The sequence below is a fragment of the Nostoc sp. CHAB 5715 genome (assembly GCF_020829685.1).
Classification (GTDB): Bacteria; Cyanobacteriota; Cyanobacteriia; order Cyanobacteriales; family Nostocaceae; genus Nostoc.
Genome location: NZ_JAIVFR010000117.1, coordinates 1 through 11,035, shown reverse-complemented (window position 1 = coordinate 11,035; position 11,035 = coordinate 1). Strand labels below are relative to the sequence as shown.

The 11,035-nt window shown below is 38.8% G+C and carries 10 protein-coding genes and 1 tRNA gene; 6 read left to right on the top strand and 5 right to left on the bottom strand.

What is annotated here, in order from left to right:
• Window positions 1–648 precede the first annotated feature (648 nt).
• The 4 genes from LC574_RS08970 (at window position 649) to LC574_RS08955 (ending at window position 4,985) form a co-directional block, all read left to right on the top strand.
• A complete protein-coding gene (locus LC574_RS08970; protein WP_229453025.1) occupies window positions 649–2,130 on the top strand; it encodes a lipopolysaccharide biosynthesis protein in 1,482 nt (493 codons plus the stop codon).
• Window positions 2,131–2,320: 190 nt separating this feature from the next.
• Window positions 2,321–3,478 (top strand): polysaccharide pyruvyl transferase family protein, encoded by a 1,158-nt coding sequence (locus tag LC574_RS08965; RefSeq protein WP_229453023.1) that lies wholly within the window; start codon window positions 2,321–2,323, stop codon window positions 3,476–3,478.
• 48 nt (window positions 3,479–3,526) lie between these two features.
• Complete coding sequence (locus LC574_RS08960; RefSeq protein ID WP_229453022.1) at window positions 3,527–4,429, top strand: FAD-binding protein; 903 nt, start codon at window positions 3,527–3,529, stop codon at window positions 4,427–4,429.
• A gap of 484 nt (window positions 4,430–4,913) precedes the next feature.
• A tRNA-Gln gene (locus LC574_RS08955) sits at window positions 4,914–4,985 on the top strand.
• A gap of 89 nt (window positions 4,986–5,074) precedes the next feature.
• Here LC574_RS08955 and LC574_RS08950 read toward each other — a convergent pair.
• The 3 genes from LC574_RS08950 to LC574_RS08940 form a co-directional block, all read right to left on the bottom strand.
• Window positions 5,075–5,554 (bottom strand): hypothetical protein, encoded by a 480-nt coding sequence (locus tag LC574_RS08950; protein WP_229453020.1) that lies wholly within the window; start codon window positions 5,552–5,554, stop codon window positions 5,075–5,077.
• A gap of 107 nt (window positions 5,555–5,661) precedes the next feature.
• Window positions 5,662–5,847 carry a hypothetical protein gene (locus LC574_RS08945; protein ID WP_229453018.1) on the bottom strand — a complete coding sequence of 62 codons (186 nt, stop codon included), beginning with the start codon at window positions 5,845–5,847 and terminating at the stop codon, window positions 5,662–5,664.
• 126 nt (window positions 5,848–5,973) lie between these two features.
• Window positions 5,974–6,138 carry a hypothetical protein gene (locus LC574_RS08940; protein WP_229453017.1) on the bottom strand — a complete coding sequence of 55 codons (165 nt, stop codon included), beginning with the start codon at window positions 6,136–6,138 and terminating at the stop codon, window positions 5,974–5,976.
• A gap of 342 nt (window positions 6,139–6,480) precedes the next feature.
• On the opposite strand from LC574_RS08940, the gene LC574_RS08935 reads away from it, so the two are divergent.
• Window positions 6,481–7,779: a hypothetical protein gene (locus tag LC574_RS08935; RefSeq protein WP_229453015.1), complete on the top strand. Its 1,299-nt coding sequence runs from the start codon at window positions 6,481–6,483 to the stop codon at window positions 7,777–7,779.
• 75 nt (window positions 7,780–7,854) lie between these two features.
• Here the strand turns inward: LC574_RS08935 and LC574_RS08930 are convergent, their stop codons facing one another.
• Entirely contained in the window at window positions 7,855–9,000 is a 1,146-nt protein-coding gene (locus LC574_RS08930) for a SpoIID/LytB domain-containing protein (RefSeq protein WP_229453013.1), read from the bottom strand.
• A 239-nt stretch (window positions 9,001–9,239) separates the two neighbouring features.
• On the opposite strand from LC574_RS08930, the gene LC574_RS37880 reads away from it, so the two are divergent.
• Window positions 9,240–9,362, top strand: a complete 123-nt coding sequence (locus tag LC574_RS37880; RefSeq protein ID WP_267871463.1) for a hypothetical protein — start codon at window positions 9,240–9,242, stop codon at window positions 9,360–9,362.
• Between the two features lie 51 nt (window positions 9,363–9,413).
• Here the strand turns inward: LC574_RS37880 and LC574_RS08925 are convergent.
• Window positions 9,414–11,035, bottom strand: a 1,622-nt coding sequence (locus tag LC574_RS08925; RefSeq protein ID WP_229453011.1) for a polysaccharide biosynthesis tyrosine autokinase, incomplete at its 5' end; no start/stop codon positions are given.

The window sequence follows — 11,035 nt, the reverse complement described above, 5'->3', positions numbered from 1 at the left end:
TTCCGATCTGCCGATAAATAGTGCCGCTACTCTTGTGGAGAGTTATGCAACAGGAAAACGAGACTGGGGATTAAGAAAAAGCAAAGGGAATATGTATTCTGTGGAACACAAGATTATTGATTGAAACACACAGATAAACTCTAGTAACCAAAAAAATCAAAAATTTTATGTTGTCTTAACAACTGATTAGCAAACTTACAGCTATTTTCAGGTAAATAGACCACGCGGTAGGGGTTTAGCAATGCTAAACCCCTACAACAGATGTGGTTCAAATACATGAAAACTGCTGTAAATACCACTCAAAACCATAAAGTATAAGTAACAGGGCGTTTTATATGAAAATTCAATAGTCTGGCTCATCAGTAAATTTTATGCTAATAGTTTCTTGAATTGCTGCAAATTTACAAGAAGATTGTGGTAGACTCTTCTAAGAACAATTACTTAAGCTCAAAAATGTTTTTCTTTACGGTAATCATTGCCTTGCCTTACTTAGTTTTTATGTTATTTTCGGAGTAAAAAACTTTAATTATAACTAAAATCTAAATAAAATAAGGTGTAACTGATTGGCGTGAAAAGAAATAATCCAACTGCTCATAGCCAGCAATATCAAAGCTATACCTGTAGGTTCTTTAATCGGTAAACTATGTAATGGAATCATCTAAAGATTCATCAAACTTACGACAAAAAGCCGTTAAGAGTGTAATTTGGACTGTTATAGAAAGTTGGGGACGCCAAGCAGTCTCTTTATTTGTTTTCTTTATTCTAGCTCGTTTACTTAATCCAGAAACTTTTGGTTTAATTGCTTTAGCATCTATATTCATTGAATTTGTACAAATTTTTGTTGATCAAGGATTCTCTGTCGCAATTATCCAACGTCAAGAGATAGATTCAGAGCATTTAGACACTGCATTCTGGACAACTTTAGGAATCAGTATACTTTTAACTGTATTAAGTATTGCTGGTGCCGGATTAACAGCTGATTTCTTTAAACAGCCGCAGTTAGTACCAATTATTCAATGCTTATCTATAAGCTTTATATTTAATGGATTGAGCAGCGTGCAGCAAGCGATTCTTGAACGTCGGTTTGCCTTCAAAAGTTTAGCAATCCGCTCACTATTGGCAGTGATAATAGGTGGAATAGTTGGCGTTTGGATGGCTTTTTTAGGCTTTGGCGTTTGGAGTATCGTAGGTCAACAACTATCAAGTAGTTTAATACAGGTTGTAGTCTTGTGGCGAGTTAGCGATTGGCGACCAGGATTCCAATTTTCTGTCATACATGCTAAAGAACTTTTTACCTTTGGTATTAATATATCTGCGTTTAACATCATTAACTTTTTCAATCGCCGAGCCGATAACTTACTAATTGGCTACTATCTAGGACTAGTTGCATTAGGTTATTACTCGGTTGCCTACAAATTGCTGCTAGTAATGATGCAGATTTTAATCAGTACTACAACTAAGGTTGCGCTACCAATATTTTCTAGGTTACAGGCAGAACCAGAACGATTAATAAGCGCTTTCTATACTACTACTCAGTTCACAAGTCTCATTGCTTTCCCAATATATATTTGTGTACCAGTATTAGCAACTGAATTTATAAAAGTATTTTTTGGTGAGCAATGGATTGAGAGCGTTCCAGTATTGCAAATCCTATCTCTTAGTGGTCCTATTCTTCTGATTTTCATTTATAACAATTGTGTAATTCTGGCGCTAGGCAAACCTTCGTGGAGGCTATGGATACAAGTTATCAATACAGTTACTAATGTCATCGGTTTTGTTCTGGTAGTCAAATTAGGTATTGTAGCTGTTGCTTCTGCTTATGTAGTTCGTAGTTATTTAATATTACCTATTTCGTTATTAGCTATTAATAAACTTATTAAGATAAATTTAAACAACTATCTGCGTTTATACATAGTACCTTTAGTCGCTTCTGGAGCAATGGTTGTAACTATATTAACTACTAAATATTTCTTAGGGAAATCTCTTGAAGCATGGATGTTACTAGGTGTTTCAGCGATATTCGGGATCTCGATTTATATTCTTACTCTCTCAGTAATATCGCCCAAGCTTTTCAGACGGCTACTTGACTTAGGAGAAAGTTTGAATATTAAAATCAAAAGAAAAGTATAAGCAAAGTATAAGCTTTGTTATGTATAAATAAAATTTAAATATATCTTTATGAATTAATTTAATATACTTTAAGCTATGATATTTAACATAAAAATTCAATCTATCCAATCTCATAAAATTAATTTAATTAGCCAAAAATTTGGGCTATCACATTTAAGACGAAATTCATAGTTTATCAAAGGGAGCAAAGATGAAAATCGGAATTCTAACTTTTCACCATGTAGACAATTACGGAGCAACACTCCAGGCTTGTGCTCTTTGGAGTTTTCTTAACAGTCAAGGCTATGATGTTGAAATAATAGACTATCGGCCTCTTAAAATAGCATGGATGTATTTCAGACCTTTACTTCCGATCAAAAGGGTAAAGTCTAGCACTAGTGAAAGTAAGAAAATTCGGATTAATGAAAAATCTTTGATTTATATTTTAAGATATTGGAAAATCAGACGCTTCCTGCTCTCTCATGTTAAGTTAAGCCATAAAAGATTTTATGATAAAAAAGGCTTGAAATACTATCATGATAAGTATGATGTAGTAATATGTGGCAGTGACCAAATATGGTGTATAGATTCATTTAGAGGGTATAATTCTTCTTTCTTTTTAGATTTTGTTAGCAATAAAACTACTCGTAAGATAAGTTATGCAGCAAGTTTTGGTAATACCACAAAATTAGGGATTTATCAACAAGAAATATGTACATTGATTAATCAGTTTCAAACCATTTTAGTTCGTGATTCTAATAGTCGAGAAGTTATTGCTAATGAATGCAATAAAAAAGCGATAAAAGTTTTAGATCCTACTTTCTTAATTAAGTATGATGCACTTAAAAATCCTCCAAAAATAACAAATAAATATCTTCTATTGTATGTTCAAGCTGACATAGAAGCAGAGGAAGAAGATTTTATAAAGTTCCTGGCAGAGGAGCAAAATCTAACTATAGTTTCAGTCGGTACATATCAACGGTTAGCACAAGTAAATTTAGAAAGTGCTAGTCCAAAAGAATGGATTGGATTACATAGTGAAGCATCTTATATCGTGACTAATACTTTTCACGGCACTGTGTTTTCTATTATTTTTCATAAACCTTTTACAGTATTTCTTCCTAGTGATAAATCAAATAAGGTAAGAGATTTGCTTAATGATTTTGGCTTAACAAACCGTATATTTTCGGAGAAATTAAAACCTCAATTATTGAACAAGCAAATCTTTGATATTGACTATGAATCAGTATCTAGTATTTTAGAATCAAAAATTATCGAATCAAAAAAACATTTAATTGAAGCTATTTTACAAGGAGCGATCAATAGTAACAGTAAAGTAATGTTGGATGAAATCAGTAAGAAAGAATAACGAATCCTTTAAAAATAGGTCATTTTATGGTTGTGCCGTATTTGCAAAATGATAAGCAAACTGTTTATCTTTCTCAAAAATCCAAAAGGAGTAGAAAGAGTTAAGATGTCTAATTTAAAGATTGAGTCTTTAACATCAAACAGTCTATCGCACTATAGAACACAACATTACTTTGAGCGAGTAGGAGAGATCAATAGTGTAGATGACCTTCAGGAGTACTGTAATTGGGCCAAAGAAAACAAAGTAAAGATTTATATAATTGGAAATGGCTCTAACACGCTGTTTGTTAAAAAAAATATCCAATCATTGATACTGAAAAATAAACTACCTAAGTACACAAATCCTTTACCTAATAACAGACTTGAAGTATCTTCTTCTGCTTCAGTGATGGAAGTATTAAAGTATTGTTATCAAAACTCCATGAATTCTTTCTATTATCTTGCATCTGTACCAGCAACTATTGGTGGTGCATTAGCAATGAACGCTGGTAGAGGAAGACAACATGGATGTACAATATACGACTTTGTTGAAAGTGTAACCTTCTTTGAAGATGGATGTATAAAAACACTTGAAAATAGTCAAATTGTACGAGATTATCGAGAAACTATGTTTACTGGTATACACTCAAAACTTATATTGAGTGCAATTTTCAAGTTTGAACCAACAGAATTCACCGAAAATCCTCTAACTTCAAGGCAAATTTGGGCAAAAGAACATCAAGATAATACAGCACCTAACTGTGGCTCGGTATTCAAAGCTGCTAACTATGCAATACTTGAAAAGCTCAAAGGTCTATCTATAGGGAAAGCTATGTTTTCAGCTAAAACTAGTAACTGGATAGTCGCTAAATCACAAAGTAGCTATTCAATAATTATGCTGATTACAATAGCTAAGATTTTGCATTTTATAACTAGACAAAAAATTGCTCTCGAACTAATTACCATTGATTAATTAGTTGCTGCCAAAAATACTACATAATGCTTAAAGTTTGAGTTTTTGCAAAAATAAGTTACACATATAACTTTAACTATCGCTGAAGCTTTTGCCTGTGGTCTAGCTGTACTGATGTCCAGATTAGGTAAGATCGTAGAAATTGTAGAGGATGGAGTAACTAGTTTACATTTTGAAGCAAGGCTAAATATGCTCCTGAAGCGAATATATTAGCAGTTGATGGCACTTTAGCAACAAACCCTCGATAAGACAATACGCTTGGGTTAAGAATAATTGTAGGTTGGGTTGAAGGTCGTGAAACCCAACAATGGCTTGAAAACGTTGGGTTTCGTTCCTCAACCCAACCTACATAATTTAATTTTTGGGCTGAACCCAAGCGTATTGCTTTATAAATCATCTCTAAAAACCCCTTGTCTGAAATTAACTATAAAAGTACTTGACAGTAACCCAGGTCTAACTGCTATATTAACTAGAGTAAAGTCGTTGGGGCGTAGCCAAGTGGTAAGGCAGCGGGTTTTGGTCCCGCCATCCCTAGGTTCGAATCCTAGCGCCCCAGTAAATCAAAAGACAGGCATAATAGCCTGTCTATTAGAGTTTTTAATTACATTTTTAAGACACATCTCAATGCATCTAAGTTTGTAAATGTTACTTGTCAGGCGACTTTAGAGCTTGATCCAGAGTTTGCCGAGCCTGTTCTGCTTTAGATCGCGCTTCTTGGTAACGCACATTAGCTTGGGCAAAATTTTTGAGAACTTTAAAACCTTCCTTGAGTCGAGTAATTTCCTCTTCTGTCACCGACGAGTCGGTGAATAGAACATCAACCGCTTTGCGAATTTCCAACGCTTCAGCTCGTGATTCCTGAACTTTCAGCTTGAGTGTGGCCAGGTTACTTAGAACCTGGACAGCTTGTGTAATGGTATCCTCACCGCTAGCAGTATCAATAGTTGACTCTTTAACCTCAATTAATTGTTGAGGGCCAAATCCTTCTTCCAGTTCTGTGGGTAGCTTTCCTGAATCCATCAGTTCCATCAGCTGATCCATTGCTTTATCACGGGCTTTTGCTGAATCTTTTCCAGAAACAGTAAGGATAATTTCTGGGCTTTGAGCGAGAGTATACTGAACCATATTTGAGCAGAAAATTTGCTGGTTAACCAAGCTGAGGCAAACGATTATAACATGTTGCGTGTCAGGTCATTTGTCGGTTTATCGACTTTAGTATTGGTTTACCAAATTCATGTAAAGATTTCGTTAATAAAAAACTCCACCCATTCAAGGGAATTGAGTTTTTGGGCATGGGGAATAGGGCATGGGGGAGGCAGTGCGGGGACAGGGGTTTCCCCAAGTGGAGGTAATACGGTTCGGTTAGCTTGTTTATCGAGGCAAGATCCCCCCAACCCCAATACTACTCGGTTAAGCATTTTTAACTCGGAATTTGATTTGGGGAAAAGGTTAAAGGGTAAGGGTTAAAGGTTTTTTCTTTCCCCTTTCCCCTTCCCCTTTTCCCCAAAACCCGACAAGTATTGCCCCCAACCCCCCTTTAAAAGCTATGGTGTACACACAAGTCTCTTGACCTGCAATGCGATTGTTTCGACCAACAATGCAATTGTTTCGACTAACAATGCGATTGTTTCGACCAACAATGCGATTGTTTCGACCAACAATGCGATTGTTTCGACCAACAATGCGATTGTTTCGACTAACAATGCCATTTCTCTCGTTCCCATGCAGAGCATGAAAATGAGAAAAGCCTCACCAAGCTAGGTTTTTAGGACTTATGTGTACACCGTAGCCTTTAAAAGGGGGGCTATTTCCCTCTTTTACCCCCAATTGATCGGGGGTCGCCACAGGCGAGGGAATCTTGTCCTCTTTGAAGAAATTGCGAAGGACTTTGAGCTTCAAAGTATGGACTGACAATGGCTTTCATATAGATGAAATAGTAATAATTTCTATTTTTAATGATTTCATGCTTCATTCCTGCCCCTGCCAAGTCGCTTCAAATAAAACTTTATACTTAAGAAAAGGGAATTAAGTTTCAACAGGAGGGGAGAACAATGGCTCCTAATTCCACCATCATGCAAGCTGTGGAAAAACTGGGCTACCGTGTCACCGTTGGTGATCTGGCAACCCAGGCAGGATTGAACGTCGCTGAAGCTAATCAAAACTTATTAGCCCTAGCATCTGATGCTGGGGGACATTTGCAAGTAGCGGATTCAGGTGATATAGTTTTCCTTTTTCCACAAAACTTTCGAGCAATTTTGCGTAAGAAATACTTCCGGTTACGATTGCAAGAATGGTGGAAAAAGGTCTGGAGTGTTCTGTTTTACCTGATTCGCATTTCTTTCGGAATTTTCTTAACTGTTTCCATCTTTCTGATAACTGTTACCATCTACATTATCATTACCTCTACTAATTCAGACCGTAACGGGGACAATCGGGGCAGTAATTACGACGGTGGGGGTTTCTTCTATTTTCCAAATTTATTTTGGTATCTAAGCCCAAATTATGACACCCACTATCAGGAAGGGCGACGGGAAAGGCGAGAAGAAAGCAATCTGAATTTCTTTGAAGCTGTGTTTTCGTTTTTGTTTGGCGATGGTAATCCTAACGCCAACTTAGAAGAACGTCGGTGGCAAGAAATTGCTACGGTGATTCAGAATAACCGTGGTGCAGTGGTAGCGGAACAAATTGCCCCATATTTGGATGACATTGGCGAGGGATATACAAGAGAGTACGAAGATTATATGCTGCCTGTTCTAACGCGATTTAATGGGCAACCATCGGTAAGCCCAGAAGGGCAAATTGTTTATTCTTTCCCAGAGTTGCAGGTGAGTGCAGTTAAAAAGCGCCGTTATGCAATATCAGATCACTTGGAGGAATTTCCCTGGCGTTTTAGTGCTGCAAGTTCCGGGCAAATTATGCTCAGTGCTGGATTGGGAGTATTAAATTTTGTTCTTGCCTTAGTACTGGGAAGTTTGTTGGGAGATGGCACTGTTGCCGTCCAATTAGGTGGACTGGTAGCTTTTGTGCAAGGAATTTATTGGCTACTATTGGCTTATGGAGCAGGTTTCTTAGGTATCCCGTTATTGCGTTATTTCTGGATTCAATGGCGTAATCGCAAAATAGGCGATCGCAACCGCGATCGCCTTTCCAGATCAAGGATATTGGCAAGTCCTGATGCAGCTTTGCAACAAAAAATCGACTATGCCCAACAATTTGCAGCAGAAAAAGTCATTGGTAACGAAGATTTAGTGTATTCTAGCGAAACTGATTTACTCGACCAAGAAGTTGAGCGTTCTGCACAAATTGACGCCCAATGGCAAAAACGCTTGGAACGCGGGAGTGGGGAATAGAGTGAAGAGTTGAGAGTGAGGAGTGAATAATTAAGATTTATTTAAACTCCTAACTTCTAACTCCTAACTTTCTCTTTACTTTGCCTGAATTGGTGTTAAAGCTACACCTTGATAATAATGTCCCAAAATTTGCAAGTGGTTCACTCCTTGCCGAGCCAGATTGTACGCCCCCCACTGACTCATGCCCAAAGCATGACCGAAGCCAAGCCCTTGAAGTACAAAACTACCATTTGCTCCCTTAGTAACGCTAAAGCGGGTACTTTTGAGCTTAAGGGCTGTCCGCACTTCCTCGCGCTGTAGCATCTTTGTGCCTTTGTTACCGACAATTTTCAAGACTTTAACACTGCCAAAAGGTGAGTATGTCTCTGGAATCATCGCCGTCACACTGCCAACTTCAGGGAATTTAGCGCTAATCTCACTAGCCGAAAAGGTTTTTACCCAATTACACTCACTGATATTTTGATCGTAGTCTTGAACAGCCCGCAAGTACGGCAACGCATTTCCCCAAACGTCTTCAACGTTTTCGGTGTGTCCTCCAGAACAAGCGTGGAAGACTGAGAGAATAATCCGGTTTTTGTAAGTTAGTACCTGTCCTGCTGTTTCATCAACTGCTTTGTAAGTAGCAGGAGATTCGCTGATGACGCCTTTGTAAATTTGCCAGCGATCGGGGGCATTACCTAAATCGTAAACGGGATTATTCCGTTGTTTTTCTCGCTCATAAAGGGCGTAGGTGCGGGCTGCGATCGCCTGGGCTTTTAGTGCTTCTTGGGGCCAGCTAGCACTCATTTCGCCACCGAGAACGCTGTAGAGATATTCTTGGTCATCAACCCAGTTAACAGCCGTTAAGCCTTTGTCTGTGGGAACAACCAGAGTTCTACCTCGATACCAGCGATCGCCAATATAAACGAATCCTTTACCTGTTGGCTCAATCCAAAATAAACCAGACTGCCACTTATCTAAAGCAACTCCGCCCGGAATAGCTTGGGCATAATATGCACTCATTGCTGGTAGCTGTCCGAGAGTCCGGCCAGTACTATCCTTGACGATTCCAGTGGTGGAACTGCCCACTTTGACCTGATTAACGCCCCTCTCAATTGCCACGCGCAGGATTACAGACGCTTGGGCTGGGGCAACCAAAGCTATCCACAAAAGGATACTTACCCACCAATGACGTACTTTAATCTGAGAAAATAAAGAGCCTAAGTAAAGTTGGAATTTCATGTTGATCATCTAATCACACTAGTATCTAATTGACGCTTTGAACTATGGCGTCTACTACTTTAAGATGAGACACTTCTCCAACGCAGGAGGTTGCCACCTCCTACTAATTATGCATTTTGGTTTAGCTATTTCTACGGCTTTCTAGCTAAGTTTAGTCATGTGGGAAAGGTATTGTATTTCGATTTTGATGGCAATTTGCGTGAGAATATGCTACTTTCCTGGTTGAATTGGACAGGCTGGTGCGATCGCTTAAGGGCTACTATAAGAGTACTGTCAATTTAGAGTTTGAGTCTGACAGTGTCGGCGATCGCCGCATGGGTGACTACCGCCGATTAGCTATGTGTCAGCTTGACAAGGTGTAGTCATCGTCCAAAAGAGGACGCTGGGAAATTAGTCCCAGCGTCCTCTTCAGTCTACGATGCCAATACCTTTTGAGAATTGCTCACTTCATTAGCGATAATTCCAATTAAATTCAACTTACTCAAAATTTCTGTTGCTTGAGTCAATTCAGTTCGGGTCACTTTTCCCATGCGCTCTACCATTACGATCCCATTGCAAAAAGCTGCCACAATTCTGGCATCAACTGTACCTAAAATAGATGGAGCATCTATCAGTACTAAGTCATAACTTTGCTCAAACAACTCTATTAGTTCTTTCATCCGTTGAGAACTGAGCAACTTCACCATGTCTTCTCCTTCAGGCCCAGCAGTCAAAATATCAATGCAGGGGTGAATGGGCTGGATGTAATCTTGAAAATGAGTAGTTGTCTCATCAACTAATAACAAAGATAGTCCCCAGTCATTGGAAAGTTCCAGGATTTTGTGCAGGCTAGGATTATGTAAATTAGCATCAATAACTAATACTCGTCGATGCATCCGGGTAGCGCTAGCTACAAGCCCTAATACTAAAGTTGTCTTCCCTTCCCCTGGTATTGCTGAAGTCAACATCAACGACTTGAAGGGTAAGGGATATTTTAATATTTGAATATTTTGGTAGATCATGTCCAGGGTTTCATGGACGGGTAATCTAGTACTGGCTTCTACTATAGAGGAATCTGAGCTTCGCCGCCCATTCCAAGGCAGGCCCAGCCGCCGCTTTTTAACACCACGCGACGGTAGTTTTGGTACTGACCCCAGTACACGTAGGTTAGTGAGTTTCTTTAAATCTCCGACACAATAAATAGCGTCATTAAACTTTTCTAAAATCAGGGCTGCTAAGATACCTACAATCGGCCCAATTACCGCCCCTCCAACCAAAAATAATAATCTGTTGCTCCCCATATAAGTACCCAGAGCAGGTTCTGCCAAAACTTGCCAGTTATATCCTTCCTGAGCAATTTTCAGTCCCAAGGACTGTTGCGCTTGGAGTAATTGTTCAAGGGTTTTACGACTAGTTTCTACCTTTGGCAGCAGATGGTTATACTCTGCTATTAAGCTTGGGTATTTGTTTAGCTCAGAGCGAAGTCGCTGTTCTGACTCGGCTAGATTCTTTTCATTAGCAGTTAGTCCTAAAACAGTTGTCTGTACCAAAATTAACTCGTCTACTACCTTTGGTTCAACCCCTAGCATTTGCTCTTTTAAGAGCGGTTCTCTCTTACTGCTAGTACTAATAGCTTTCACCTCTTGTCGTAATAGCAACAGTTGACTTTGGCGTTGCTGCTTTAGTTTCTGTACCGATGGGTAATCGTCTGTATAGCGCAGCCGCTCCTTAGCCAAAGCTAGTTCAGTTTTTTGAATTTCACTCAATAGTGTTTGGTAACGACTTGACTGATTTAAACGAGAAGCAATTAGTGCATTTTGCTGAGACGAGGAAGCTATTTGTTGCTCTAAATTATCGTAGCGAACGTTTACATCTTGAAGGTGGGCACGAGTGCTTTGTAGCTGTTTTTGAATATCAGCTAGAGATTCTAGCAAGATTTTACTTTGGACTTCGGGATCGAGTAATTTATGTTTCTTGCGAAACTGTTCCAAATTTTTCTCAGCTTTACTCACCTCTTTTTTTATTTCAGGTAGGCGAGCACTAATTGCTTCTCGTT

What these genes read in the sequence shown, in the direction of transcription:
- LC574_RS08970 (WP_229453025.1), top strand. Translation starts at nt 649, where the DNA reads ATGGAATCATCTAAAGATTCATCAAACTTACGACAAAAAGCCGTTAAG.
- LC574_RS08965 (WP_229453023.1), top strand. Translation starts at nt 2,321, where the DNA reads ATGAAAATCGGAATTCTAACTTTTCACCATGTAGACAATTACGGAGCA.
- LC574_RS08960 (WP_229453022.1), top strand. Translation starts at nt 3,527, where the DNA reads ATGATAAGCAAACTGTTTATCTTTCTCAAAAATCCAAAAGGAGTAGAA.
- LC574_RS08950 (WP_229453020.1), bottom strand. Translation starts at nt 5,554, where the DNA reads ATGGTTCAGTATACTCTCGCTCAAAGCCCAGAAATTATCCTTACTGTT.
- LC574_RS08945 (WP_229453018.1), bottom strand. Translation starts at nt 5,847, where the DNA reads ATGCTTAACCGAGTAGTATTGGGGTTGGGGGGATCTTGCCTCGATAAA.
- LC574_RS08940 (WP_229453017.1), bottom strand. Translation starts at nt 6,138, where the DNA reads ATGGCATTGTTAGTCGAAACAATCGCATTGTTGGTCGAAACAATCGCA.
- LC574_RS08935 (WP_229453015.1), top strand. Translation starts at nt 6,481, where the DNA reads ATGGCTCCTAATTCCACCATCATGCAAGCTGTGGAAAAACTGGGCTAC.
- LC574_RS08930 (WP_229453013.1), bottom strand. Translation starts at nt 9,000, where the DNA reads ATGAAATTCCAACTTTACTTAGGCTCTTTATTTTCTCAGATTAAAGTA.